The sequence below is a fragment of the Sphingobium sp. DN12 genome (genome assembly GCF_051058005.1).
GTDB classification, from domain to species: Bacteria; Pseudomonadota; Alphaproteobacteria; order Sphingomonadales; family Sphingomonadaceae; genus Sphingobium; species Sphingobium yanoikuyae.
Map to the genome: position 1 here is coordinate 4,426,846 of NZ_CP173717.1, position 24,144 is coordinate 4,450,989.

Genomic DNA, 24,144 nt, shown 5'->3' on the forward strand with positions numbered 1-24,144 from the left:
TGCCTCGTCTCCTTTCTTCGAATTCATTCCTGGGTGTTGAGGGGACAGGCCAGCCTCACGCCGCCTGCTTGAGCTCTGCCTTGGGCTCGATCACGCCGAGGATATCGTTCTCCTTCATGATGAGCAGATCCTCGCCATCGATCTTGACCTCGGTCCCCGACCATTTGCCGAAAAGGACGCGGTCGCCGGCCTGGACTGATAGCTCGACGAGCTTTCCGGCTTCGTCGCGCGCTCCCGGACCAACGGTGACGACTTCGCCTTCCTGCGGCTTTTCCTTGGCGGTGTCGGGGATGATGATGCCGCCCGAGGTCATCTCCTCGGCTTCGATGCGGCGGACGACCACACGGTCGTGCAAGGGGCGGAAATGCATGCATAACCTCCAGATGCAAAACTGAGATGTGATAGGCCCGGCGTTCATTCGAACGTCAGGTGACGCGGAATTAGGAAAGCTCATTTTTTGCGTCAAGATGGTGCGCGAAAATTTTTGGCACTCGCAGGCATCGAGTGCCAGGTGCCGACTTATCGAGTTGTTGTTGGGTCAATTTCCCTCTTGACGCGAATCGCCGGCGTTCCAAAATTTGCCGAGTGGGCGCTGCGCCCGCAGATGAGAAAGGAGCGACACCAAAGGAAGGAGGCAGAGCCATGTCGCAGCCATTTTCCCGCTATCTTCATCCCTTCGACGTTGCGCACAATCCGAGCCTGGAGCCCGAAGTGAAGCGCGCCATTCTGGCATCCTGGGCGTCCGACCGTTCCGCGGTGCGCGACCATCCCGGCCTGCGCAAGCCGCCCGGCGCCAGGCGCGCGGTGCCGATCGATGACATCCTTGCCGCCATGCATGCGATCGACAAGCCCGCGGAAGGTCCCCGCGCTTCGCCATGAGCCGCCGGGATTTTATCGTGCAGCTAAAGGGCCATCGGCTGACGACGGCACAAATCCACTACTACCGTCCCGATGCGCCCTCGCTGCTGCAGTTGTTCGTTTGGCAGGAGTACGATCTCGCGCCCGACTTTCCAAGGCTGTTCGCGTTTCTCGAGCATTGGCGACGCGAGATCGAGGCCCCGCTCCACTCGGTGTGCATTTCCCATGAGGGGATGATCCGCCCTACCGAGTGGCGCGCGGTCGATGGCGTCATCGATATCCGGTGACGCGCAGTCTGCTCAAGGGGTGGCGCAAGCCGAAGCCGGACGACGTGCCGGTACGCCTGCCCTTCAGCCACATCATGGAATTCGCGATGGCGCTCCTGTCGATCTCGCCGCACGAGCTGCGAGCGCTGGGCTTGACCTTCGCCCATCGCAAGAGACTTCTCGATCACATGCTGGCTTGTGGCCGTGCAGCCGAAGGCATCGAGCCGAACAAACTGACCACCAAGCAGATCGAGCTGCGCTTGCCGAAGGGGGACCTTGCCCGCTTGCAGCATTTCGCGGTGCGCGAACTGCCCAAGGCGGCGAGCAACGCGGCGGTTATCGACCGGGTGCTCACCGCCCTCGACGAGGCATGGCATCGACACGAGCGTCCGTCGCACGCTGCATGCTCTGGCGAGCAGTCCTCGCCCACCTGAAGTGCGCCTCTACCTATGCAGATTTGCGATCAACCTCCTCATTGGCGGCCATGCTGGCGCAAGGGAAATTGCCGCAGCACAGAGCATGCGGGCCGGTGGGCCAGCAGCAAAGCACGGGCCCCAAGGCATCGGGGATAGCAAGACGGATTTGGCCTAGCGACGGCTCCGTCCGGCATTCGAAGTCAAGACCCTGCCTTTGGCAATATCGCTCGGCCGAGGCGCGGTCAGGAAAGCGCAGCTCGATCGTCGCGAGGGGATCGCCTCCGCCGGTCCAACCCGTCAGCGGGTCGGCAACCGGGCCCCAGCGCGGCGCAAACCTGACCCGCCATCGATTTTGGCGGCGTCGGCCGCCACTTGTCGCTAAGGCCAGCGGCTCGATGATCGCCTGAGCACCGAGCGGGAACGAGGTCGCACCCGCCAGGGCAACCGCCTGGTTGTCGTTAGCCGAAGGCCCGGACTCGAAAGTCCGGGCCCGGCCGTCAGCGGGCGCAGCCATTGACGGGAATCCGGCGGATGTGCTGCTCCGCCGCCTCTGTCCTCGGCAGCGTGACCGTCAGCACGCCGTTTTTGAAGGTGGCTGCGACCTTGTCGCGTTCGATGCCCCTAGGCAGGCCGATGCGGCGCTCGAAGCGGCCATAGCTGCGCTCCGAGTAGCCGCGATCCTTGTCCTCGACTTCGGACTTCTTTTCGCCACGCAAGGTCAAGGCGCCGTCCTCGACGAAGATCTCCACGTCCTTCTCGTCGAGGCCCGGCAGTTCCGCCGTTACCCGAATCTCCTTGTCGGTCTCGCCCAGCTCAAGGTGCGGCCATCCTGACATGCGGTCGAAGCCGGCGAAGGCGGGCATGCCGAAGTTGCGAAAGACATCGTCGAAGAGACGGTTCACGTCGCGGTGAAGCAACTGAAGCGGATGGGTTTCCCTTTCCCGCTCGGCGCTGACCGGAACGGGCAGCCGGTTTTCCTGCCGGCTCCAGGGAATGAGATCACGAATAGCCATGATGACATCTCCTTTTCTGGCTGGATGAAAGGCTGAACCTGCCGGACGCCGCGTGCGGGGGGTATCGGAAGGCGGCGCCGGCAGGCCGATGGGCGCGGGATCAGGCCGGCTCGGCCGCCTTTTCCTTCACTTCGCCCAGTCGCTTGTCGTTGGAAGCGGCGCCGAAGATCTCGATGCGGCGCGGCTTCATCGCCTCGGGCACGACACGAGTCAGCTCGATCGACAGGAGGCCGTGCTCGAAGTTCGCATTCCCGACCTCGATGAAATCGGCGAGCTGGAAGCGCCGCTCGAACGCCCGGGCCGCGATACCGCGATGCAGGTATTCGCCCTTGTCGGCGTCATCGGCACGCTTGCCGGTGACCGAGAGCAGGTTCTGGTGCGCGACGATCTCGATATCCTCGGGCTTGAAGCCGGCGACCGCGATGGTGACGCGGAAATTGTCGTCGTCGATCCTCTGGATGTCGAAGGGCGGATAGCCATCTTCCTCCCGCGCACCCGCTTCGAGCAGGTTGAACAAACGATCGAAGCCGACCGTCGAACGGCGATAGGGCGTAAAGTCAAAGTTCGGTCTCATCTCCAAATCCTCCAAATGAAGCAATTCGGGCATGAGATGCGCCAGTAACCAAGAGCCGGCGCTCTCATGTGTCCAACCGGACCCGGTTTGGCGTCCGGTACCCGTGAGCTAATTTTGGTCGCGCGGCTTTCAAGATAGTGCGGCCAAAAAATTTTTGCGGCGCGCGCAGATTTGCTCAGGCGCTGTGCTCAGCCGGGGAACCGAACGCCAGCAAGACCAATTTACCGGGCGATTTCAATCCAAATAGAGGTAATGTGTTCTCATGAGGTACCGACTGCTGCGCGATGACGACCGCTCGGTGGCGACGACGAGCGAGGATCTCGAGGGCGAACTGGCCGCGACGACGTGGGCTCGCGCATGGCTCGAAGACCATGCCGATCACGATCGCTACCGGCTCGAGCCTATGGGCGGTTCGCGGCCCATGCTGATGATTCGAACGGTCGCCGGACATGGTACGCTATTCCGATTGCTGCAGAGACGGAACGCACCTGAGCTTGCCGAACGACGCGCAAATTTCGCGTCAGGACGCGGGACCACCCTCTTCGTAGATCGGGCCGAGCGCTAGCCAGCGTCCGCTGCGCGAGCGCTCGATTGGTGTGCCGCACCTGTCGCACAGCGCCGAAAGGTCGCCGCCCCGCTTGCGCCGGCTGACCGAGATTATCGGCGGCCGGTGCCGTCCGATGAGACAGAACAGCAACCGCGCGTCGATCATGCTGGCATTGCCTCGTCATGCCGCGATCTCGCTTGATGCCATTACCGATCACTGCCGCTTTCCTGTCGCCCAATAAAGATGGCAGGGCGGGATGTTCCTCCATTCGTAGCTTTCGCGCAGGCTCGCGAAATGACGCCTCAGCAGCGGACGGATGGCGGTGCGCATCTGGTAGGCCGCCAGCGTGCCGCACGGCGACATGGCCCGCACCGTCTCGCGCATGATCGCCTCGGCGTCGCCCGGCTCGAGCGTCGAGAAGGGCAAGCCCGTTAAAATACAGTCGGCCTCGCCCAGTCCATGCTCGGCAAGGTGGCGATTGACGTCCTGCGCCGTTCCTTGAACGACGATGAGCCGGCGATCGTCGCAGCGCTGCCGCAAAGTTTTGACGAATCTTTCGCCGGTCTCAATCGCCAGAAGAACGGCATCGCGCCGCATGCGCTCCAGCGCTTCGAAGGTAAAACGCCCCGTGCCCGGACCATATTCGACCAGAATGCTGATGCGCTGCCAGTCGAGCGGGGCGAGCATGCGGCGAACCATGCGCGCGCTCGCCGGGACGGCCGAGCCGACCATGCCGGGATTGCGCACAAACTCCGAGACTGCCACCCAAGCTGAATCCTGCGCCATCGCTCTCTCCTTGCAACCGTGACAACGATACTCGCGGCCAGTGGTTCGCGGGGAGGAAGCAGTACCTCGAACTGCGCCGGTGGCGATGATGGTCGTGCTCATCCTGTTCGGCGATTCGCTGGTCCATGGCCTCCTCTCGCCGCTCGGCTCGGCCTAATGGGCGGCGGCCATTGCTATCATCATAATCGAGCGATTGCCCGCCGGGCTGATCGGCATGACCGCTTTCAGGGCGGCGCGGCACGAGAAGTCGATGCTGACCTTTTTCGGCCTCCTAGTGTCGGATCGTTTTACTATATAGCTTATGGGGTCGACGACGGTCCGTTTGCCGGTTGCCACCGGCTGCGAACCCCTGCGGATTGTCGGCCCCTTGTCATCCTGCCGGCCAAACGATCGATGAATATCGGGTTCTGACAAGAGCTGTCCTCCGATCCATCGCTTGCGAACGGCAGCAAAGTCCCAGTCTCGGCCATAACCGGACCGACAGCTCGTAGGCGCGACACTTTTCCAATTGAACGGCATGCATGGGCGCGTTGCCGCCTTTCAGCATGAGGCTTCTACAGGTTAGTGAATGGCCGCTTTGCTGGTTCGGTTTCTCCGAAGCCGAAATTCGGGAAAGTCCCATTTGCCGTCATCACAGCCGGCGTTGCCATCAATTGATATCCTAAATCAATTTGTCGAGCGTGATCGGCAAATCACGCACGCGTTTCCCAGTCGCATTGTAGATCGCGTTGGCGACCGCCGCCCCCGTACCGGTGATGCCAATTTCGCCGACGCCGCGCGCGCCCATGGGTGTGTGGGGATCGGGTATGTCGGTCCAGATGACATCGATTTCGGGAACGTCCATATGCACGGGCATATGATATTCAGCGAGGCTGGGGTTCATGATCCGTCCGCTCCGCTCGTCGAACTGTGCTTCTTCCATCAGCGCGAGGCCCAGGCCCATGATGATGCCCCCCCTGAACTGACTCGCCGCCGTCTTGGGATTGAGGATGCGGCCGCAGTCGAACGATCCCAGGAAGCGAGATATGCACGGTTCACCCGTAATCATGTTGACCCGCACTTCGCAGAACATGGCGCCGTGGCTGTGCATCGACCAGTGCATGGTCTCGAGCGGCATGGGCGGCTCGGCTTCGATGACGACGGCGTCGCGCTGGGCGCGCGAGAGGATCGACGTGTAGCTTTCATACCGCGATGGATCGTCCAGGCTGGCTAGGCCGCCATCCCGACTTCCCACCTCTGCCTGTTTCAGCCCAGCCAAAGGCGAGTCATTTCCTGCCAGAGCCAGCAGTTGCGCAACCAGCTTATTGTAGGCCGCAATCACCGAGGCGCCGATCGATGCCGTCTGCTGCGATCCGCCTGCAAGGACCAGCCCAGGCAAGGTTGAGTCGCCATAGTTGAATTGGACGTGTGACATCGGCAGGCCCAGTCGTTCAGCTGCCACCTGTGTCTGCGCCGTAGCCGTACCCATGCCCATTTCGTGCGCGGCGATGTCGATCGTCGCATGGCCGGCGCGAGACAGGGTGATGCGGGCTGCGCCGCCGGGCATCCGGTAATAGGGATAGGTAGCGGTGGCGCATCCCATGCCGATCAGCCATTCGCCTTCCTGGTGCATGCACGGCAGAGGGTTGCGTGCGCTCCACCCGAAGCGCTCGGCCCCGTCGCGCCATGCCTGATCAATATGCCGCGCTGAAAAGGGCAGACCGGATATTGGGTCCTTCTCCGGCTCGTTGCGCAAGCGGAGCTCGATGGGATCGATACCGAGCTTCTCGGCCAGTTCGTCCATCGCGCATTCAAGCGCGAAGGTGCCCACCGCTTCGCCCGGCGCGCGCATGAATGTGTTACTGGTCATGTCGATGTCGACATGCTGGACGTCCAGCAGGATATTCTCCGCGGCGTATGCGCTGCGCGTCGGGAGGATGAATGGTTCGGGCATGACATTGTGCGATGTCTTGGCTGTCACACCGCGATGGATGAGTGCGGTGAGCTTGCCCTCGGCGGTCGCGCCCAGAGCAACCTGCTGCTCGGTCGGCGAACGACCACCAACCGTGCGGTAGACACCTTCTCGGGTCAGCATCAATCGGACAGGTCGCTGGGCACGCTTCGCCGCTGCGGCCGCAATGATCTGATGCTGCCACAGCGTCTTACTGCCGAAACCGCCGCCGACATAAGGCGATGTGATGACGACCTTGTCCGCGGGTAGATCGAACACTTGCCCTAGCGTCCAGGCCGAATGCGCGACAGCCTGCTGCGCGTCATGGATGCGGAGTGTGTCGCCCTCCCACGAAAGCGTGACGGCATGAAGTTCGATAGGATTATGATTGTGGCGCGGCGTCGAATAGGCCGCGTCGATCTTGACGGCGGCCTTTTCGAACGCTGCCTGCGCATCGCCCACCTCGTCATGCAGCGGCTGGCCCATGAACTGCGATTGGGTGGTACCCCTGGCGATCGCCGCGTGGAAGTCGGTCTCCGCCGGCTCGGCCGCATAGGCCACATCGATCAGGCCGGCCGCATGGTCCGCTTGCTCCTGCGTGTCAGCAAGTATGATGGCGATAGGCTGACCGTTCCAGTAGATCTTCTCATCCTGCAGGACGGGAATGCTGTCGCCCGCAGCGGCCTTGGGATCACTCATGAACAGGGGGGCAGGCTTTAGTCTTGGCGCGTTACGATAGGTCATCACGAGCAGGACGCCGGGCGCGCTCTCAGCCCTTTCGACATTGAGCGAGGTGATGCGGCCTTTCGCGATCCTGCTGTAGACGATGGCGGCATAGACCATGTTTTCCAGAGGAAACTCCGCCGCAAAAGGAGCAGCCCCCGTCACCTTGAGTGGCCCGTCGATGCGCGAGACAGGCTTGCCGACATGACCATGCTGGTGACGGATGAGCGGATCGGGTTCGCCTCCCGGCATCCAGCTATCTGGCGCCAGCGCCACTACCTTCGCCATCGCCCCCTGCATCAGGCCTTGCGCCAACGCCTTGCCGCTATCGATCAGGCTCATGCCATGTCCTCCATCAACTGCGTGAGTACAGCGACCATCGTCCGCTGCGCGAGCGCGACCTTGAAGCCATTGTCCCGGAGCGGCCGGGCATAGGACAGTTCCTCCGCGGCTGCCTTGATGAAGGCATCCACCGTTGCGGGTGATCCACGCAAAAGCGCTTCCGCTCTGGCTGCACGCCACGGCTTATGGGCAACGCCGCCGAGCGCCAGCCGGACGTCCCGAACATGCCCCTGTTCCACATCGAGGACAGCCGCGACGGACACCAGCGCGAACGCATAGCTCGCCCGATCACGGACCTTGCGGTAGGTCGAGCGCGCAGTGGGTGACACGGCTGGCAGTTCGATTGCGGTGATGAGTTCGCCCTGCTGCAGATTGGTGTCGATATCGGGTCGCTCGCCGGGCAAGCGATGAATGTCAGCAAACGCGAGCTTTCTTGCGCCATTGGGTCCTCGCACATGCACAGCGGCGTCAAGCGCAGCCAAGGCCACGCACATGTCCGATGGATGGGTGGCGATACAATGATCGGACGCGCCAAGAATCGCATGATTTCTGGTGAAGCCGCCAATCGCATCGCAGCCGCTTCCCGGGATGCGCTTGTTACATTGCGTGCCATCCTGGTCGTAAAAATAGAGGCACCGGGTGCGCTGCAGGATGTTGCCGGCGACGGTAGCCATATTGCGGATCTGCGCGCTGGCTCCGGCGACGATCGCGCGGGAAAGAAGGGGATATCGTTCGCGGATGGCGCGATGTTCGGCCACCGCAGTGTTGCGCGCCGCAGCGCCGATCAGCATGCCGCCATCGGATTGCTCGACTATGCCCGTTTCGAGACCTGTCACATCGATCAAGGTCGATGGACGCTCGATATTTTCCCGCATGAGATCGACGAGGTTTGTTCCTCCGCCAAGATAGCGGATGCCGTTACCGGCCTGTCGCAGCGCCTCGTCGGCGTTGGCGGCGCGATGATAGGTAAAGGGGATCATTCGCTGACCTCCGCAAACGTCTCGAGGATCGCATCGACGATGCCATTATGCGCGCCGCAGCGGCACAGGTTGCCGCTCATCCGCTCACGAACCTCGTCGCGCGTCATCCCTATGCTGTCGGTGTCGAGCGCGTGCGTTACGTGACTGGGAACGCCGCGTTGCAGTTCGGCGGCCATCCCGACTGCAGAGCATATCTGTCCCGGCGTGCAATAGCCGCATTGGAAACCGTCATGCTCGACAAAGGCCTGCTGAAGCGGGTGCAGATTGTCGGCCGTTCCCAAGCCTTCGATCGTGATGATCTCCTGCCCCTCATATTGAACGGCGAGCGCGAGACAGGAGAGGATCCGCTCCCCATTTGCCAGCACGGTGCAGGCGCCACATGCTCCTTGATTGCAGCCTTTCTTCGATCCGGTGAGGCCCTGATGCTCCCGCAGAAAGTCGAGGAGGGAAACACGAGGGTCTTCAGGACACTCGGCCAAGGCGCCATTTACAAGGATGCTCATCCATCACTCCCCATAGTCGGGTGCGTAAACGATGTAGAAATGCGCGGATCGAGGTTTCGGGCCCATCGACAGCATTTTCCAGATGCGATTGCCGATCGGGCTCTCATCAATCAGGCTGGAAACTACCGCCCGCATAAGCGATGATCGACATGGTGTTGCCACCTTTCTGGAAGCAGATGTGCGCGATGGCACGTCAGGAATTCAGGGCGATAGTTGACAGGCCGACCAGTGGGATAGGCTCAGAACCCTGTGTCTGATCTGCCCCATGGTCGAGAGCCGTAGCCTTCCAAATGGATCCAGAATCGAATTGCTGGATCATGCGTGGAGACGCGCTAATGGTGCGTCCATGCGCAAACTCATTCTACCTCTAATCCTTCTCTCGATCACCTCGCCGGCCTTTGCATGGGGGCCCATCGGCCATCGGGTGACCGGCGCGATCGCCGATCGCAACCTGAGCGGCGTGGCCCGCGCCAATGTCCAGCTTCTCCTGGGCGAGGAGGATCTGGCTGAAGCCGCCACCTGGCCCGACGACATGAAATCCGACCCTGCCGATTTCTGGCAGAAACAGGCCAGCCCATGGCATTATGTGACCGTGCGCGAGGGCGACGCCTATACGAGCGCAGACGCGCCGCCCGAAGGCGACGCGATGAGCGCGCTTGCCCGCTTCACGGTGACGCTGCGCAATCCCGCCGCCTCGATCGACGACAAGCGCCTCGCCCTGCGCTTTGTCGTCCATATCATCGGTGACCTCCACCAGCCGCTTCATGCCGGCGGCGGCAACGACCGGGGTGGCAATGACATGAAGGTGAGCTGGTTCGGTCGCTCGACCAATCTCCATTCGGTCTGGGACAGCGCGATGATCGAGCAGCGATCCTTGTCCTATTCGGAACTCGCCGACTGGCTGTCGCGCGCGATCACGCCGCAACAGATCATTGCCTGGAATGATCGCGATCCCGGTACGTGGATCCGCGAGAGCATCGCGCTGCGCAAGACCATCTATCCCACCGATACCAGCCTGTCCTGGGACTATGCCTATCAGCACCGGCTCGAGCTTGATGATCGGCTCAAGCGCGGTGGTATCCGCATCGCTGCCTATCTCAACTGGGTGTTCGAGAATCCTGATAATCAGGGCCCGTCCCCGGCCCAATCCCCGCACAAGCCTGCAAGGCGCAAATGACATGCCACGCGGCACGCGGCACGAACTCATCGGCATCCTGCTTGGCGATGGTCCTTTCCCCGTGCTGCGTGTCGCCGATGGCGGGGAATGGCGGCTCGATTGCCCCAGATCCTGCCGGCATCTTCTTGGCGAGAAGGTCCGGGTCGTGGGAACGAGATCCGATTTCGACATGCTCGATGTCGAGCAGATCGAGCCGGCCTGAGCCGTATCGGCGGCTGGCCGCCTTTCAGCGAAAATCCCGTGTCTTGACCTTGATGCCCTCTGTCGGCTGGCCCGGAATGATGCCCGAGCCAAGGCGCAGATCGGGATCGTAAAGATCGCGCGGTCCGCGCCCGAGCGGCCTGTTCGCCGCATCGCGCGGATCGGGGGCCATGGCGCTCTTCACGATATCGGCGCGGCTGACCTGATAGATGCTGGCGACATCCGCCCGCTGGCCGACGCTGGCGAGGAGAGGCGAGAGATCGTCGAGCCGTTGGGCGATGAGATGGATGACCTCGCCCTCCTTCTGGACCTGACCGCGCACGCCCATCATCGAGGCGCCCAGCACCACGCGCCGATGCTTCTCGAAAAGATTGGGCCAGACGACGAGATTGGCGACATCGGTCTCATCCTCGAGCGTGATGAACATGGTGCCCTTGGCGGAACCCGGCTTCTGCCGCAGGAGAACGAGACCGGCGAGATTGACCCATCGCCCGTCGCGAATATCCTTGAGCGCGGCGCAGGTCACCATCTTCCGGCGCGCCAATTCGTCGCGCAGGAAGGCGAGCGGATGGGCGCGCAGCGAGAGCCCGATCGCGCGATAATCCTCGACCACTTCCTCGCCTTCGCCCATCTGCGGGAGAATGACGTTCGGCTCAATCGCTTCGGGGCGGAGCTTGCCTGCCCGCGCGTCCGCTGCGGCAAAGAGCGGCAGGGGCTCTTCGCCAAGACCCTTCACCTCCCAGAGGCCGGCGCGGCGCGAGAGCGCCAGCGAACCAAAGCCACCGGCATGGCCGATCCGGTCGAGCGCGCGGCCGCTGACGCCGGCGCGGCGCTGAATTTCCTCGACGCTGGCATAGGGGTCATTGCCCCGAGCCAGGACAATAGCGGCACCATCGGCATTTTTGAGCTCGCGCGCATAGCGCAGGCCGATCCTCAACGCATGATAGCGGCCCTGGGTCGGCTCGAGCGTGCAGTCCCAGCGGCTGTGATTGACATCGATCGGGCGGACCTCGACCCCATGCTGGCGCGCGTCCCGCACGATCTGGGCGGGAGCATAAAAGCCCATGGGCTGGGCGTTGAGAAGCGCTGCGCAAAAGACGTCGGGATGATGGCATTTCATCCAGGAGGAGGCATAGGCGATGAGGGCGAAGGAGGCGGCATGGCTCTCTGGAAAACCGTAGGAGCCAAAGCCCTCGATCTGCTTGAACGTCTGTTCGGCAAAGTCGCGTTCATAGCCACGCGCGATCATGCCGTTGATGAGCTTGTCGCGGAAATGGGACACCCCGCCGGTCAGCTTGAAGGTCGCCATCGCCCGGCGCAACAGATCTGCCTCCGACGGCGTGAAGCCCGCGCATTCGATCGCGACGCGCATCGCCTGTTCCTGGAAGAGGGGAACGCCCAGGGTCTTCTCCAGCACCCGGCGCAGTTCCTGCGTCGGATAGCTGATCGCTTCCTTCCCCTCGCGGCGGCGCAGGTATGGATGGACCATGTCGCCCTGGATCGGGCCCGGGCGTACGATCGCCACCTCGATCACCAGGTCATAGAATTTGGTCGGCTTGATCCGGGGCAGCATCGCCATCTGCGCCCGGCTCTCGATCTGGAAGACGCCCAGCGTATCGGCCTTGCGGATCATCGCAAAGGTGTCGGGATCATCATGGGGAATGGAGGCCAGGTCCATTGCGATGCCCTTGTCATCCTCGAGCAGAGCGAAGGCGCGGCGCATGCAGCCCAGCATGCCAAGGCCCAGCACATCGACCTTCATGAAGCCGAGCGCATCGATATCATCCTTGTCCCATTCGATGATCTGGCGATCGGCCATGGCAGCGGGCTCGATCGGCACCAGCTCGTCGAGCCGTCCCAGGGTCAGAACGAAGCCGCCGGGATGCTGGGACATGTGCCGCGGCGTATTGATGAGGGTGCGGGCGAGCTCGAGCGTCAGCGCCAGGCGCTTGTCGCTCGTGTCGAGGTTGAGTTCCTGTGCATGCTTCGCCTCGACCCCATCGCGCGCCCAGCCCCAGACCTGGCTTGAAAGCCCTGACAGCATGTCTTCGCTGAGTCCCAGCGCCTTGCCCACCTCGCGCACCGCGCCGCGCGCGCGAAAGCGGGAGATGACGGCGGTCAGCGCCGAACGTTCGCGGCCATAGGTCTCGTAAATCCACTGGATCACTTCCTCACGCCGCTCATGCTCGAAATCGACGTCGATATCAGGAGGCTCGCGCCGCTCGGCCGACACGAAGCGCTCGAAGAGCAGTTCGGATTTGACCGGGTCGATCGAGGTGATGCCGAGCACGAAGCAGACCGCCGAATTGGCGGCGCTGCCGCGCCCTTGGCAGAGAATATCCTTCGATCGGGCAAACTGGACGATCGAATGGACGGTGAGGAAATAGGGCGCATAGGCAAGCTCGCCGATCAGCCGAAGCTCATGGGCAAGCTGTTCGCGGACATTGTCGGGAACCCCATGAGGATAGCGGCTCGGCGCCTTTGTCCATGTGAGGCGCTCAAGTTCCTGCTGGGGTGTGAGGCCGCTTTCCCCGATCTCGTCGGGATAGGTGTAGGTCAGCTGACCAAGGTCGAAGCGGCAGGCCCGCGCAATCTCGACGCTGCGTCGGAGCGGCGTCACGTCGCCCAGATAGCGGGTGAAGAGCCGCTCCATTTCCGCGACGGATTTGAGATGCCGGTCGGCAAAACGCTCGCGGCGCTGGCCCAGCGTATCGACCGTGCATTTCTCGCGGATGCAGCTCACCACATCCTGCAGCAGCCGGCGCTCGGGCGCATGGTAGAGAATGTCGCCGGTGGCGACGGTCTGCACCCCGGCGCGCGCGGCGAGGCAGCCAAGATCGCGCAGCCGGATCGCATCGCGGGGCCGGCGCCGGATCGAGAGGGCGAGATAGGCGCGGGGCCCGAAGATGGCAGCAAGCCGGTCGAGCGCCTCCTCGCACGCCGCATCGGCGCGGTCGGGCACCAATATGCCGATCATTCCTTCCCCCCAGTCCGCCACGTCCGACCAGTCGAGATGGCAGCTGCCCTTGCCGCCACGGGCCTTGCCGATGCTCAAAAGCCGGCAGAGCCGCGAATAGGCCTCCCGGTCGGTTGGATAGACGAGCAAGGAAGTGCCGCAGACAAGGTCCAGTCGGCAGCCGATGATCGCGCGGCAGCCTGTGACCTTCTGCGCGTCCCAGGCTCGCACGGCGCCAGCCAGACTGTTGCGATCGGTGATGCCAAGCGCGGGCAGGCCCAGCAGCGCGGCGGCCGAGAACAGCTCTTCAGGGCTGGAGGCGCCGCGCAGGAAGGAGAAATGGCTGGTGACCTGCAGCTCGACATAGCGGGCGCCCTCCAGATCATCCGCCTGTTCGTCCGCGCGATCATCCTCGGACATCATGCAAAGGCACCATGGATGAACCAGCGCATCGGGCCGGTGGACGCCTGTTCGCCATCGCCCATGCGGAACAGCCAGTAGCGCGCGCCGCTTACCGTCTCGACCTGGAAATAATCGCGTACGGCATAGGGTGTGTCCGCCTCATGGCCGCCCTCGCGCCACCATTCACCATGCAGGCGTTCGGGCCCATCAGCCTGGGCGATCCGATGGCGCCGCCCCCGCCAGACGAACATGGCGGGCGGATGATCGGGCAGCATCGCCATCACGTCGACCGGCTCTGGCGGGACCAGCATGCGGGCAGGCCGGGGAAGATCATCGGCCCAGCCAGCGCCACCGGCTGATGAGAGGGGCGCGACATGTCCGACTTCGCGTTCGGGCATGCTGCTCGCGCGCGGCGCGGAGCGATAGAGGCTGCGCGCGCCAAAGCGATTGGCGAGCGCATCGACGATCGCGGCGAGATCCGGCTCGCGATCCTCGCCAGCCAGGACGCTCCCGACCTGCGCGGCCGCCATGGGCTGGGTGAGAGATGCGACTAGCGCCATCGCCTCGATCCCCATGCCCGGATCGATCATCTCGATCTTCTGGGAGAGCAATTTTGCCAGATGACGCACATCGCGCGAGGGGGAAGCAGTCCCGACCCGCACCGCCAGCCGGGCGCCATCGACCCGCTCGAAATGAAGGTCGAGCCGGCGCGCGCCTGTCCCCGCGCGCAGCAGGAGGCGGGCAAGATCGGTGCAGAGGTCGGCGATGACCTGGGCGATGGCATCGGCGGTACCGATCGGCTCGAGCAGGCTGCGCCGCACGCGCGGCAAGCTGGCGCGGTAGATCGGATCGATGGGTTCGGGCACCTGGCCCAGGGCCTGGTCGAGGCGTTTGTAGAGCTGCCGGCCGAACCGCTTGGCGAGGGGCGCACGCGGCGCGGCGATCAGCTGCTCGATGCGCTCGAACCCCATGCGGCGCAGTTCGCTCGCGACGCCCGGCTCGATGCGCAGCGCGGTGACCGGCATGATCGAGAGCGCGGCGCGCGTGGCGCCGGGCTCGATGATGTTCGGCCGTCCTGATGGCACAAACCGTGCCACCGCATGGGCGCAACCGGGCGTGTCGGCGACCGCGACCTGGCAGGCGAGGCCCGAGCCACTGACCCGGCGCATCATGTCCTTGAGGAGTGGCACTTCGCCCTCGAAAAGATGGGCGCAGCCGGTGATATCGATCCAAAGCCCATCGGGGGGATCGGGCGCGACGATCGGGGAATAAAGCTTGCCGGCCCATAGGGCGAGCCGGCGCAGACCCTCAAGATCGCCCTCGGGATCGGCATCCACGACGTCCAGCCCGGGCGCTAGCGATCGGGCACGGGTTACCGTCATGCCGACGGCTATGCCAAGCCGGCGCGCCTCCTCGTTCATGGCCGCGATCAGTCGGCGGCCATGGTCGGCATGGGCGGTAACGAGGGGCGGCGCCCCGCCTTCAGGCGGCCTGCCGGCTTTGCGACGGATACGATCCGTCGACCAGCGCGGCAGGAACAGCGAGACAACCCGTCTCATCGCTTCCCTCTACGGTCCAGAGTTGGGGTTCGGTGCCGCGCGCGCGCTCAAGCGCCAGCGACCAGCGCGGACGCGCGAGACCGGGGAAACCCAGCGCCGGGCTGGGCACGGCCCGCACCCGCCAACGGGTCAGCGCGGCGCTGCCCTCGGCCTGGCTTTCAGGGGGCATGGCGCGGCGAAAGACCATGGCCAGCACGCCCGATTGTTCGGCTGCCAGCTGCAGCCGGCGCGAAGCGGTCAGCGACATTTTCCGCAGTTCCCCGACGACGCCGCCAAGGCCGGGGTGACGCAGGCATTCCTCCATGGCGATAAGGACGTTGGTGTCATTGCCCGCTTCCACGAAGATGACCCGATCGGGGTGGAGCCCGGCGAGATGCAGGGCCGGCGAGAACAGGTCGCGCCAGTGGAGGCACCAGATGATCTGGCCCTGCGACCGAGCAAGAATGCCGGCCAGGAAGATGGTGGCGGCTGCATCGTCGGCAAGGTCCGAACTTCCGGCCACCTCATGAAGGGCCCCGGTCGCTATGCCGCCGCCCGGCAGATGATGGTCGATGGCCTCGATGCCGAAGGGCAGCACCGGATGCCGATCGCCCACGGCTTCCACCTGCGCGATGCGCGCGCGCAGTTCGTCGAGGATGGCGGTTTTGGACATGGGCGGCAGGGACTCGAAAATATGTTCTCTATTTGTTCGCTCCAATCCGCCACTGGAGTCAATGGCATTTCGTTCTTCATATGTTCCATGTTAAGACGATGGCTTCGAGTCCCTCAAGGAGATGAGGTCATGTCACGGCTGCATTGCGCGCGAGCCAGCATCGCCGAGATCGCGGCGCATTTCGGGGTCGATCCCTTGCCGTCGGTCGCGGTGCCCGAAGAGACGGTTGAAGGGCTGCCGGGCCTGGTCGTCTTCGAGAAGGGCGGCCGGCGCCTGCTGCGGTCCATGACCTGGGGCTTCCCGCGCCTGACCAGGGATATGCGGGCGCGTGGCGAGGAGGCGGGACGTATCGGCCTTGTAGCCGATCTCACCAATCCGATGTGGGAGGAGATGGTGGTCGATCCGCGCTATCGCTGCCTTATCGTCCTCACCCATTTTGCCAATCCCGATGGCGTGCCCGGTGCCAAAACCCGGACCTGGTTTTCGGTGAAGCGCCAGCCGATCATTGCCTGGGCTGGCTTCTGCCGGAATCTGCTGAGCGAGGGGCCGGTCTATGCCGGCATGACGATGGAAGCCAACGCCGCGATCCCGCCGACCAATGACCGGATGCCGGTCCTGCTTGATCCGCACGACTATGACAGCTGGCTGCACGGTGGCATCCAGGATGTGATCCGGTTTCAGTTCCGGCCGCCCTTTGCAGCCGAGCGGATGGAGGTGCAGCAAACCGAGGATAGCTGGCGCAGCAAGGCGCCGCCGCCCGGGACACAGGCGCAGGCGCTTTTGCTGTAGCCGGGGCGAGAAGTTTGCCGGCTGTCCTGCCAGACAGGCGGCTTTCCCGTCCTTCGCGCCATGATAGGATGAGCTGGAATCGCCAACCGCTCCAGCCGCTCCGTTCGAACAGGAGGTCAGTCATCTGCAATCTCTACACCGAGCGCCTGAGCGCTGCCGAGGTGGCCGCTCATTTTGGCGTCGCTAACCCGGTCATGTCCAATGCCGGTGACGAGGTCTATCCCGGCACACCGGGGCTCGTGGTCCGGGAGGAAGCCGGGCAGCGTATCATGCAGTCCATGACCTGGGGCTTCCCATTGCGCCTCAAGGGTATGTCGCCGACGGCCAAGCCCAAGCCCGTCAACAATATCGCCGATCTCGCCAAGCCGATGTGGAAAGGCCTGGCGGCAAAGCCGCAATGGCGCTGCCTCATCCCGCTAACGGCCTTTGCGGAAGCGGAAGGCGTGAAGGGCGCCAAGACGCGGACCTGGTTCAATGTGAAGGGACAGCCGATCTTTGCATGGGCAGGGCTCTGGCGCGTGAGCGATGAATGGGGGCCTGTCTATTCGGGCGTAATGACCGATTGCAACGAAGCCATCCGGCCTGTGCATGATCGCATGCCGGTGCTTCTCATGCCGGAAGACTATGAGCGGTGGCTTCACGGCTCATTTGATGACGCCGTGTCATTTCAGGACCGCTGCTTTCCCGATGCGTTGATCGAGATGACGCGCACCAGCGAGCTCTGGGTGAAGAAGAAGGCGGTGGCCGAGGCTCCGTCACTCCTATGACCCGAGAGATGGAACGTTGGGCCGCGGCTCTCGCCGTGGACCGCCAACATGGCACCGCAGCAGCGGAGTTTATCGCAGGGCGCGTGAAAGCCCTTGCCATTGCGGGGGATGAGGCTGGCGTGCTGCGCTGGCTTGCGATCGCAGATTGTCTTGACGCTCTTGCCGCTGGCGGCACCATCCAGTGAGATGATTGGCCGCATTTGGGGCCAGCCGCCGAACCGGTATCAACTACCGCCAATGGCTCCGGCACGAAGAATCGTCGACGATATGGGCGGTGTGCGATCAGCGTCCTACGCCAGCGCCTGTCTTTCTTCGCCACAGCTTCATGATCGCAGACACCTGTTGAAACCCGCCATTTTCTGCGTCTCTTAATCATCCCATCGGCGGTCCGGCATCGCCATCAGATGGGAAAAAGCATGTCTGAGACCGCGACAATAGCTGTCCGAAAGCCCCAGCGCAGCGCGCGCATGCTGCAGACAGCCTTGGGGCCTCATATCGGGCGGTGGCTCCAGGATCCGGCCGTCATCGAGGTCATGCTCAATCCGGACGGTCACCTCTGGGTAGATCGGCTGGGCGAGGGCATGTCGGACAGCGCCATCAGGCTGGCACAAGAGGATGCAGAACGCATCATTCGCCTCATTGCCCATCATGTCGGCGTGGACGCACATTCAGGATCGCCGCGCGTGTCGGCAGAATTGCCGATAACGGGAGAGCGGTTCGAGGGGCTACTCCCACCGATTGTCAGGGCGCCGACCTTCGCCATTCGCAAGCCAGCGACCGCGATCTTCACGATCGACGACTATGTCGCAGCGCAGGTGATCACGCATGAACAGGCGACAGTGCTGCGGCGTGCTGTTGCCGACCGTGCCAATATCATCATTGCGGGCGGCACTGGGTCGGGCAAGACGACGCTGGCCAATGCCCTTCTCGCCGAAATCGCCAAGTCGCCGCATCGGATCGTCCTCATCGAGGATATGCGTGAGCTGCAATGTGCCTCGCCCAATCTGGTCGCCATGCGGACGAGGGATGGCATAGCATCGCTGCAGGATCTGGTGCGCTCGGCCTTGCGTCTGCGCCCTGACCGCATCCCCATTGGCGAAGTACGCGGGGCAGAGGCGCTCGATCTGCTCAAGGCCTGGGGAACCGGCCATCCCGGCGGCATCGCGACGCTTCATGCCGGTTCCGCCCTCGGCGCGCTCCGCCGGCTCGAACAGTTGATCCAGGAAGCGGTCGCGACGGTGCCCAGCGCACTCATCGCAGAAACCGTCAATCTCATCGCGGTCCTTGATCGCAATGCCCAGGGCCGACGCCTCACCGAACTGGCCTGGGTGACAGGCCTTGATTCCGCGACCGGCAATTATCGCCTGATTTCCCATGCCTCCAGCTCAGGAGAAGATTCATGACCCATTCCCTCAATCGCTGCGCCTCGCGGATGCGTGCCATGCCCACCGCAGCCTGCATCGCCTTGATGCTGATAGCGGCGCCAGCAAATGCCAGCGGCTCGTCCATGCCATGGGAGGCACCGCTCCAGTCGATCCTCCAGTCGATCGAAGGGCCGGTTGCCAAGATCATCGCGGTCATCGTCATCATCGTCACGGGGCTCAGCCTTGCCTTTGGCGACACATCGGGTGGCTTCAGGCGGTTGATCCAGATCGTCTTCGGCCTCTCGATCGCCTTTGCAGCATCGAGCTTCTTCCTGTCCTTCTTCAGCTTCGGCGGCGGGGCGCTCATCTGATGCAGGACCATGACACCACGCCCGGCTTCCATGCGCCTGTCTATCGGGCTCTGGGCGAACCGATATTGCTGGGCGGGGCGCCGCGCTCGCTGGCGATCGTCAATGGTACGCTGGCAGGTGCGGTCGGACTTGGTCTTCGGCTCTGGATATTGGGCCTCGCCCTGTGGGCCATCGCCCATTTCCTCGCCGTCTGGGCCACGCGCAAAGACGCACAGTTCGTGGATGTGGCCCGCCGCCATCTCAAATATCCCGGATGGATGCAGCCATGATGTCATTGCGGGAATATCGGTCGACGTCGGCCTGCCTGGCAGACTTCCTGCCCTGGGCGGTGCTGGCGGCACCGGGCATCGTCCTCAACAAGGATGGGTCGTTCCAGCGTACGGCCAGGTTCCGGGGCCCGGATCTCGACAGCTCGACGCCCGCAGAACTTGTTGCCGTCGCGGCGCGCATCAACAATGCGCTGCGACGCCTGGGATCAGGCTGGGCCCTGTTCGTGGAAGCGCAGCGTCTGCCCGCGCAAGCCTATCCCCAAGGCCTGTTCTGCGACCGGGCATCGGCTCTGGTGGATATGGAGCGCCGCGCGCAGTTTCGCGAGGCCGGCGTCCATTTCGAGAGCTTTTATTACCTGACCCTGCTCTGGTTGCCGCCGGCCGAGGAAATCTCGAGGGCGGAATCCTGGCTTTATGAAGGGCAAGTGAAAGGCCCACTCGACCCCCTGACCCACCTGCGAAATTTTGCCGACCGGACAGATCGGCTGATCCATCTGCTCGACGGCTTCATGCCTGAAGCCCGATGGCTCGACGATGGCGAGACGCTGACTTTCCTCCACAGCTGCATTTCGACCCGGCACCAGCGGGTTCGCGTTCCCGAAACACCGGCCTATATCGATGCGCTTCTTGCCGATGAGGGCCTGTCCGGCGGTTTCGAGCCGCGCCTTGGCGACCATTATCTGCGCACCCTCACCATCACCGGTTTTCCGACGTCGACCTTCCCCGGTCTCCTGGACGAGCTTAACGCGCAGGCCTTTGCCTATCGCTGGTCGACCAGAGCGATCATGCTCGACAAGAATGATGCGACCAGATTGCTGACCCGAATCCGGCGGCAATGGTTTGCCAAGCGCAAGTCTCTTGCCGCAATCCTCAAGGAGGTGATGACGAACGAGCAGTCTGTCCTGCTCGACAGCGACGCTGCGAACAAGGCCGCTGACGCAGACATGGCGCTCCAGGCGCTGGGCGCCGATCATGCTGGTATAGCCTATGTAACGGCGAGCGTAACGGTATGGGACCGTGATCCGACCGAGGCATCGCACAAGCTGCGGCTGGTGGAAAAGGTGATCCAGGGGCGTGACTTCACTTGTTCGATCGAGCGCGTCAACGCCGTCGAGGCATGGCTGGGTGGCCTGCCTGGCCAGGTTTACGCCAATGTCCGCAAGCCTCCCATAACCACGCTCAACCTTGCGCACCTCATTCCGCTGTCCGCGGTGTGGGCAGGCGCCGCGCGCGACGAACATCTCGATGGTCCGGCGCTTCTCTACGGCAAGACCGAGGGATCCACACCCTTCCGCCTCTCACTTCATGTTGGCGATGTCGGGCACACCCTCGTCATCGGCCCTACCGGCGCAGGCAAATCGGTACTGCTCGCCATGATGGCCATGCAGTTCCGTCGCTATGCCGGTAGCCAGATATTCGCCTTCGATTTTGGCGGGTCGATCCGCGCCGCCATCTTAGCAATGGGCGGAGACTGGTGCGATCTAGGGGGCCAGATCGATGCAGGTCAGGACGCCAGCCCAAGGATTGCACTTCAGCCACTGGCTCGGATCGACCAGCCGGCTGAACGAAGCTGGGCTGCGCAATGGATTGCTGCTCTTCTTGGAACGGAAGGCATTGCGCTCGATCCGGCCGACAAGGATCATCTCTGGACGGCGCTCAATTCGCTGGCATCGGCCCCGATCGCCGAGCGCACGCTGTCGGGTCTGGCAGCGCTCCTGCAGACACAGCGCCTCAAACAAGCTCTGATCCCCTATTGCGAGGGAGGCTCCTGGGGCAATTATCTCGATGGAGAAAGCGAAAATCTGGGATCGGCATCGGTCCAGGCTTTCGAGATCGAAGGTCTGGTCGGCTCCTCTGCCGCAGCGCCCGTGCTGGCCTATCTTTTCCACAAAATCGAAGCACATCTCGATGGTCGTCCGACCCTCATCCTGATCGATGAAGGCTGGCTGGTGCTCGATCATCCGCAATTTGCCGAGCAACTGCGCGAATGGCTCAAGACCTTGCGCAAGAAGAATGCGAGCGTGGTGTTTGCCACCCAGAGTCTTTCGGACATTGATGGCTCCGCGATTGCGCTGGCCATTATCGAGAGCTGCCCAACCCGTATCTTCCTGCCCAATGAGCGCGCCCTAGAGCCGCAGATCACGCAGATATATTCTCGCTTCGGCCTCAATGATCGCCAGATCGAGATATTGAGCAGGGCGACGCCCAAGCGCGACTATTATTGCCAGTCCCGGCACGGCAATCGTCTGTTCGAGCTCGGTCTGGGTGAGGTCGCGCTCGCCTTCACCGCCGTCTCTTCCAAGCAGGATCATCGCTCGATCAGCGACATCCTCGATCTGGTCGGACGGGAGCAGTTTGCCTCCAGATGGCTGACACAAAGGGGCCTGGACTGGGCGGCAGACCTTCTCGCGCACATCGATATCGCGCCACCGGTGGATCCTGAGCCGCAGATCCCTGCCCATGTCGAGGAGGCTGCGCAATGAAGAAGCGCTTTGTCCTGATCGCTCTGATGGCGCCGATGGCAATCATGATCCCGCCGGCTGCGCATGCTCTGGTGGTCTATGATCCGACCAACTATGCCTCCAACGTCCTACAGGCGTCCCGGGCACTCCAGCAGATCAACAATCAGATTCAGCAGATCCAGAACCAGGCCACATCGCTTCTCAATGAGGCAAGGAATCTGACGAGCCTTCCGCTTTCGACATTGTCGACACTCCAGGCACAAATAGGCCAGACCCGTCGCCTGCTCGCGAGTGCGCAGCGCATCGCCTATGATGTGCAGGACGTCCAGAATGTCTTTGCAACCCGCTACTCGGGCGCCGTGCTGCGCGGCGATGCTGCCCAGATGGTCGCGAATGCCGACGCCCGCTGGCACGATAGCGTCGACGCGTTGCAGGATGCCATGCGCGTACAGGCCGGCGTGGTCGGCAATCTTGATGGCGCGCAGTCGAGCATGGAGCGCTTGATGGGGGCGAGCCAATCAGCAACCGGTGCCTTGCAGGTCGCGCAAGCGGGAAACCAGATGTTGGCGCTCCAGGCTCAGCAGCTTGCCGATCTGACGGCAATATCTGCGGCACAAGGCCGGGCTCAGGCGCTGGCGGCCGCGCAGCAGGCGGCGGTCGAAGCGGAGTCGCGCGAGCGTTTCCGTCGGTTCCGAGGCAATTGACATGCGGCGGCCGGGCATTGCCATATTATGCTGCGCTGCTGCGGGAATGATCGTTGCGCTGACAATGATCATGGCGCGCGAACGAGCGGCCGAACCATCAGCCACGGTCCGTCCACAGGAGGCCAATCCTCCTGCCGCGCCTATCCCGCCCCAGTGCCGCACGGTCGCGCAGCCGGACGCGGCATGCCTGGCGATCTGGGAAGAGAGGCGACGCCGCTTCTTTGCGTCGGATCGTCAGCCATGACTGACACAGACGTCATCGACGAGTTCCTCCTCGTCTTCACCACCTATATCGATAGCGGTTTCGGCTTGCTGGGTGGTGAGGTCGGCTTCCTCTCCTCGAGTCTCATCGCCATCGATGTGACGCTTGCAGCCCTGTTCTGGGCTTGGGGCGCCGACGAGGATATCCTCCAGCGTCTTGTCCGAAAGACGCTCTATATCGGTCTGTTCGCCTTCATCATCGGCAATTTCTCAACGCTTGCGACGATCCTGTTCCAGAGTTTTGCGGGATTAGGGCTCAAGGCTTCGGGAAGCGGACTGGCTATCGGCGATTTTCTGAGACCCGGTACGGTCGCCGCCACTGGCCTCGATGCCGGCGCGCCGCTGCTCGATGCGACGGCTGACCTGTTGGGTCCGGTCGGTCTCTTCACCAACTTCGTCCAGATCATGATCCTGCTCCTTGCCTGGCTGATCGTCGTGCTCGCCTTCTTCATCCTCGCGATCCAGATTTTCGTGACGATCGTGGAGTTCAAGCTGGTGACGCTCGCGGGCTTTGTCCTGCTCCCCTTCGCCTTCTTTGGTCGAACTGCGTTCATGGCCGAGCGCGTGCTCGCGCATGTGATCTCGTCCGGGATCAAACTGCTTGTCCTTGCGGTGATAACCGGGATCGGAACGAGCTTGTTCGCACGCTTTACGACCGCTGGCATCCCCGCCGAACCGAACCTGGCACAGGTGATGTCGATAGCCCTTGCTGCACTGACGCTCTTGGGGCTCGGCATTTTCGGTCCCGGCATAGCCAATGGGATCGTCTCGGGCGGTCCGCAGCTTGGCGCCGGGAGCGCAGCGGGTACGGCGGTCGCAGCGGCGGCGACCCTGGCAGCTGGCGGCGCGGGTGGAAGGCTGGCAGCCGGCGCCATCGGAAGCGCGGCAGGCAGCGCGGCAGCGAGCGGCGCCCGGATCGCTGGCGCTGCAACACGGGCCTATTCAGCTGGCGCCAGTGGGAAATCCGGTGCGTCCGCGGTGGGCGGTGGTCTGGCAGAGGTCGCAAAGAGCGCTGCGGCATCGCTTGCCTCGCCGCTGCGCAACAGCGCCGCTGGTCTCAAGGATGGTTTTGCACAAGGGCGTTCAGGCGCCACAGGAAAGTCTTCAGGCGCGATCGCCCAGGATGGCGCTGGCCATGTGCCGCATTGGGCGATGGCTATGAAGCGACGCCAGATGATCAGCCACGGCGCCACCGTCGCCAGCCAGACGCTCAAAAGCGGCGACAGCCATGGTGGCGGCGCCGGCCCGGATATCAGCGAAAGGAACTGACAT

26 protein-coding genes are annotated in these 24,144 nt (G+C 63.3%); 15 read left to right on the forward strand and 11 right to left on the reverse strand.

Features of this window, described 5'->3' with window-relative positions:
* Positions 1–55: 55 nt before the first annotated feature.
* Complete coding sequence (gene groES / locus ACI6S0_RS20990) at positions 56–370, reverse strand: co-chaperone GroES (RefSeq protein WP_004209660.1); 315 nt, start codon at positions 368–370, stop codon at positions 56–58.
* A gap of 272 nt (positions 371–642) precedes the next feature.
* Here groES and ACI6S0_RS20995 point away from each other — a divergent pair, with 272 nt between their 5' ends.
* Genes ACI6S0_RS20995 through ACI6S0_RS21005 form a run of 3 tightly spaced genes read left to right on the forward strand, consistent with a single transcriptional unit; the run spans position 643 to position 1,558 of the window.
* Positions 643–879 (forward strand): hypothetical protein, encoded by a 237-nt coding sequence (locus tag ACI6S0_RS20995; protein ID WP_004209661.1) that lies wholly within the window; start codon positions 643–645, stop codon positions 877–879.
* A complete protein-coding gene (locus tag ACI6S0_RS21000; RefSeq protein ID WP_122129908.1) occupies positions 876–1,145 on the forward strand; it encodes an usg protein in 270 nt (89 codons plus the stop codon). The genes ACI6S0_RS20995 and ACI6S0_RS21000 overlap by 4 nt, the downstream gene beginning before the upstream one ends.
* Complete coding sequence (locus ACI6S0_RS21005; protein WP_052076690.1) at positions 1,142–1,558, forward strand: hypothetical protein; 417 nt, start codon at positions 1,142–1,144, stop codon at positions 1,556–1,558. Before ACI6S0_RS21000 ends, ACI6S0_RS21005 begins: the two co-directional genes overlap by 4 nt.
* Positions 1,559–1,571: 13 nt before the next feature.
* On the opposite strand, the gene ACI6S0_RS21010 is transcribed toward ACI6S0_RS21005, so the two are convergent.
* From ACI6S0_RS21010 to ACI6S0_RS21040, 7 genes are all read right to left on the reverse strand, one after another.
* Positions 1,572–2,054 (reverse strand): NADH dehydrogenase ubiquinone Fe-S protein 4, encoded by a 483-nt coding sequence (locus ACI6S0_RS21010; protein ID WP_037512189.1) that lies wholly within the window; start codon positions 2,052–2,054, stop codon positions 1,572–1,574.
* Positions 2,038–2,553: an Hsp20/alpha crystallin family protein gene (locus ACI6S0_RS21015; RefSeq protein ID WP_037512186.1), complete on the reverse strand. Its 516-nt coding sequence runs from the start codon at positions 2,551–2,553 to the stop codon at positions 2,038–2,040. The genes ACI6S0_RS21010 and ACI6S0_RS21015 overlap by 17 nt, the downstream gene beginning before the upstream one ends.
* Before the next feature lie 100 nt (positions 2,554–2,653).
* Positions 2,654–3,127: an Hsp20 family protein gene (locus tag ACI6S0_RS21020; RefSeq protein WP_004209664.1), complete on the reverse strand. Its 474-nt coding sequence runs from the start codon at positions 3,125–3,127 to the stop codon at positions 2,654–2,656.
* 760 nt (positions 3,128–3,887) lie between these two features.
* Entirely contained in the window at positions 3,888–4,460 is a 573-nt protein-coding gene (locus ACI6S0_RS21025; RefSeq protein WP_004209667.1) for a class I SAM-dependent methyltransferase, read from the reverse strand.
* 661 nt (positions 4,461–5,121) lie between these two features.
* Positions 5,122–7,455, reverse strand: a complete 2,334-nt coding sequence (locus ACI6S0_RS21030; protein WP_434404218.1) for a xanthine dehydrogenase family protein molybdopterin-binding subunit — start codon at positions 7,453–7,455, stop codon at positions 5,122–5,124.
* Entirely contained in the window at positions 7,452–8,435 is a 984-nt protein-coding gene (locus ACI6S0_RS21035; RefSeq protein WP_434404219.1) for an FAD binding domain-containing protein, read from the reverse strand. The genes ACI6S0_RS21030 and ACI6S0_RS21035 overlap by 4 nt, the downstream gene beginning before the upstream one ends.
* The gene (locus ACI6S0_RS21040; protein WP_434404220.1) at positions 8,432–8,938 is read right to left on the reverse strand and encodes a 2Fe-2S iron-sulfur cluster-binding protein; all 507 of its coding nucleotides are present in this window, start codon (positions 8,936–8,938) and stop codon (positions 8,432–8,434) included. Before ACI6S0_RS21040 ends, ACI6S0_RS21035 begins: the two co-directional genes overlap by 4 nt.
* Positions 8,939–9,284: 346 nt before the next feature.
* Here ACI6S0_RS21040 and ACI6S0_RS21045 point away from each other — a divergent pair, with 346 nt between their 5' ends.
* Together ACI6S0_RS21045 and ACI6S0_RS21050 are read left to right on the forward strand one after the other, a co-directional pair.
* Positions 9,285–10,115 carry a S1/P1 nuclease gene (locus tag ACI6S0_RS21045; protein WP_434404221.1) on the forward strand — a complete coding sequence of 277 codons (831 nt, stop codon included), beginning with the start codon at positions 9,285–9,287 and terminating at the stop codon, positions 10,113–10,115.
* A 1-nt stretch (position 10,116) separates the two neighbouring features.
* A complete protein-coding gene (locus ACI6S0_RS21050; RefSeq protein ID WP_434404222.1) occupies positions 10,117–10,317 on the forward strand; it encodes a DUF5818 domain-containing protein in 201 nt (66 codons plus the stop codon).
* A gap of 24 nt (positions 10,318–10,341) precedes the next feature.
* On the opposite strand, the gene ACI6S0_RS21055 is transcribed toward ACI6S0_RS21050, so the two are convergent.
* From ACI6S0_RS21055 to ACI6S0_RS21065, 3 genes are read right to left on the reverse strand one after another with little or no spacing between them, the layout of a single operon-like run.
* Complete coding sequence (locus tag ACI6S0_RS21055; protein WP_434404223.1) at positions 10,342–13,695, reverse strand: error-prone DNA polymerase; 3,354 nt, start codon at positions 13,693–13,695, stop codon at positions 10,342–10,344.
* Complete coding sequence (locus ACI6S0_RS21060) at positions 13,692–15,233, reverse strand: DUF6504 family protein (protein ID WP_434404224.1); 1,542 nt, start codon at positions 15,231–15,233, stop codon at positions 13,692–13,694. The genes ACI6S0_RS21055 and ACI6S0_RS21060 overlap by 4 nt, the downstream gene beginning before the upstream one ends.
* On the reverse strand, positions 15,157–15,885 hold the full coding sequence (locus ACI6S0_RS21065; RefSeq protein ID WP_434404225.1) for an ImuA family protein: 729 nt from the start codon (positions 15,883–15,885) through the stop codon (positions 15,157–15,159). The genes ACI6S0_RS21060 and ACI6S0_RS21065 overlap by 77 nt, the downstream gene beginning before the upstream one ends.
* A 129-nt stretch (positions 15,886–16,014) precedes the next feature.
* On the opposite strand from ACI6S0_RS21065, the gene ACI6S0_RS21070 reads away from it, so the two are divergent.
* The 10 genes from ACI6S0_RS21070 to trbL all read left to right on the forward strand — a co-directional run bounded on the left by ACI6S0_RS21070 (position 16,015) and on the right by trbL (position 24,141).
* The gene (locus ACI6S0_RS21070; RefSeq protein ID WP_434404227.1) at positions 16,015–16,674 is read left to right on the forward strand and encodes an SOS response-associated peptidase family protein; all 660 of its coding nucleotides are present in this window, start codon (positions 16,015–16,017) and stop codon (positions 16,672–16,674) included.
* Between the two features lie 122 nt (positions 16,675–16,796).
* Positions 16,797–17,441, forward strand: a complete 645-nt coding sequence (locus ACI6S0_RS21075) for an SOS response-associated peptidase (protein WP_434405979.1) — start codon at positions 16,797–16,799, stop codon at positions 17,439–17,441.
* A gap of 8 nt (positions 17,442–17,449) precedes the next feature.
* Complete coding sequence (locus tag ACI6S0_RS21080; RefSeq protein WP_434404228.1) at positions 17,450–17,626, forward strand: DUF6961 family protein; 177 nt, start codon at positions 17,450–17,452, stop codon at positions 17,624–17,626.
* Positions 17,627–17,857: 231 nt separating this feature from the next.
* Positions 17,858–18,844, forward strand: a complete 987-nt coding sequence (trbB, locus tag ACI6S0_RS21085; protein ID WP_434404229.1) for a P-type conjugative transfer ATPase TrbB — start codon at positions 17,858–17,860, stop codon at positions 18,842–18,844.
* A complete protein-coding gene (locus ACI6S0_RS21090) occupies positions 18,841–19,176 on the forward strand; it encodes a TrbC/VirB2 family protein (RefSeq protein ID WP_122928638.1) in 336 nt (111 codons plus the stop codon). Before trbB ends, ACI6S0_RS21090 begins: the two co-directional genes overlap by 4 nt.
* Positions 19,176–19,445 (forward strand): VirB3 family type IV secretion system protein, encoded by a 270-nt coding sequence (locus ACI6S0_RS21095; RefSeq protein WP_434404230.1) that lies wholly within the window; start codon positions 19,176–19,178, stop codon positions 19,443–19,445. Before ACI6S0_RS21090 ends, ACI6S0_RS21095 begins: the two co-directional genes overlap by 1 nt.
* On the forward strand, positions 19,442–21,928 hold the full coding sequence (gene trbE / locus ACI6S0_RS21100) for a conjugal transfer protein TrbE (RefSeq protein WP_434404231.1): 2,487 nt from the start codon (positions 19,442–19,444) through the stop codon (positions 21,926–21,928). The genes ACI6S0_RS21095 and trbE overlap by 4 nt, the downstream gene beginning before the upstream one ends.
* The gene (trbJ, locus tag ACI6S0_RS21105; RefSeq protein ID WP_159367853.1) at positions 21,925–22,611 is read left to right on the forward strand and encodes a P-type conjugative transfer protein TrbJ; all 687 of its coding nucleotides are present in this window, start codon (positions 21,925–21,927) and stop codon (positions 22,609–22,611) included. The genes trbE and trbJ overlap by 4 nt, the downstream gene beginning before the upstream one ends.
* A 70-nt stretch (positions 22,612–22,681) precedes the next feature.
* A complete protein-coding gene (trbK-alt, locus tag ACI6S0_RS21110; protein ID WP_367348400.1) occupies positions 22,682–22,855 on the forward strand; it encodes a putative entry exclusion protein TrbK-alt in 174 nt (57 codons plus the stop codon).
* Positions 22,852–24,141 carry a P-type conjugative transfer protein TrbL gene (trbL, locus tag ACI6S0_RS21115; protein ID WP_159368133.1) on the forward strand — a complete coding sequence of 430 codons (1,290 nt, stop codon included), beginning with the start codon at positions 22,852–22,854 and terminating at the stop codon, positions 24,139–24,141. Before trbK-alt ends, trbL begins: the two co-directional genes overlap by 4 nt.
* Positions 24,142–24,144: the final 3 nt, after the last annotated feature.

Coding starts and splice junctions, on each gene's coding strand:
- trbJ (WP_159367853.1), top strand. CDS start 21,925: ATGAAGAAGCGCTTTGTCCTGATCGCTCTGATGGCGCCGATGGCAATC.
- ACI6S0_RS21080 (WP_434404228.1), top strand. CDS start 17,450: ATGGAACGTTGGGCCGCGGCTCTCGCCGTGGACCGCCAACATGGCACC.
- ACI6S0_RS21015 (WP_037512186.1), bottom strand. CDS start 2,553: ATGGCTATTCGTGATCTCATTCCCTGGAGCCGGCAGGAAAACCGGCTG.
- ACI6S0_RS21035 (WP_434404219.1), bottom strand. CDS start 8,435: ATGATCCCCTTTACCTATCATCGCGCCGCCAACGCCGACGAGGCGCTG.
- ACI6S0_RS21030 (WP_434404218.1), bottom strand. CDS start 7,455: ATGAGCCTGATCGATAGCGGCAAGGCGTTGGCGCAAGGCCTGATGCAG.
- ACI6S0_RS21090 (WP_122928638.1), top strand. CDS start 18,841: ATGACCCATTCCCTCAATCGCTGCGCCTCGCGGATGCGTGCCATGCCC.
- ACI6S0_RS21025 (WP_004209667.1), bottom strand. CDS start 4,460: ATGGCGCAGGATTCAGCTTGGGTGGCAGTCTCGGAGTTTGTGCGCAAT.
- ACI6S0_RS21095 (WP_434404230.1), top strand. CDS start 19,176: ATGCAGGACCATGACACCACGCCCGGCTTCCATGCGCCTGTCTATCGG.
- trbK-alt (WP_367348400.1), top strand. CDS start 22,682: ATGGCGCGCGAACGAGCGGCCGAACCATCAGCCACGGTCCGTCCACAG.
- ACI6S0_RS21060 (WP_434404224.1), bottom strand. CDS start 15,233: ATGAGACGGGTTGTCTCGCTGTTCCTGCCGCGCTGGTCGACGGATCGT.
- ACI6S0_RS20995 (WP_004209661.1), top strand. CDS start 643: ATGTCGCAGCCATTTTCCCGCTATCTTCATCCCTTCGACGTTGCGCAC.
- trbL (WP_159368133.1), top strand. CDS start 22,852: ATGACTGACACAGACGTCATCGACGAGTTCCTCCTCGTCTTCACCACC.
- ACI6S0_RS21000 (WP_122129908.1), top strand. CDS start 876: ATGAGCCGCCGGGATTTTATCGTGCAGCTAAAGGGCCATCGGCTGACG.
- ACI6S0_RS21010 (WP_037512189.1), bottom strand. CDS start 2,054: ATGGCTGCGCCCGCTGACGGCCGGGCCCGGACTTTCGAGTCCGGGCCT.
- trbB (WP_434404229.1), top strand. CDS start 17,858: ATGTCTGAGACCGCGACAATAGCTGTCCGAAAGCCCCAGCGCAGCGCG.
- ACI6S0_RS21055 (WP_434404223.1), bottom strand. CDS start 13,695: ATGATGTCCGAGGATGATCGCGCGGACGAACAGGCGGATGATCTGGAG.
- ACI6S0_RS21040 (WP_434404220.1), bottom strand. CDS start 8,938: ATGAGCATCCTTGTAAATGGCGCCTTGGCCGAGTGTCCTGAAGACCCT.
- ACI6S0_RS21020 (WP_004209664.1), bottom strand. CDS start 3,127: ATGAGACCGAACTTTGACTTTACGCCCTATCGCCGTTCGACGGTCGGC.
- ACI6S0_RS21070 (WP_434404227.1), top strand. CDS start 16,015: ATGTCACGGCTGCATTGCGCGCGAGCCAGCATCGCCGAGATCGCGGCG.
- trbE (WP_434404231.1), top strand. CDS start 19,442: ATGATGTCATTGCGGGAATATCGGTCGACGTCGGCCTGCCTGGCAGAC.
- ACI6S0_RS21065 (WP_434404225.1), bottom strand. CDS start 15,885: ATGTCCAAAACCGCCATCCTCGACGAACTGCGCGCGCGCATCGCGCAG.
- ACI6S0_RS21050 (WP_434404222.1), top strand. CDS start 10,117: ATGCCACGCGGCACGCGGCACGAACTCATCGGCATCCTGCTTGGCGAT.
- groES (WP_004209660.1), bottom strand. CDS start 370: ATGCATTTCCGCCCCTTGCACGACCGTGTGGTCGTCCGCCGCATCGAA.
- ACI6S0_RS21045 (WP_434404221.1), top strand. CDS start 9,285: ATGCGCAAACTCATTCTACCTCTAATCCTTCTCTCGATCACCTCGCCG.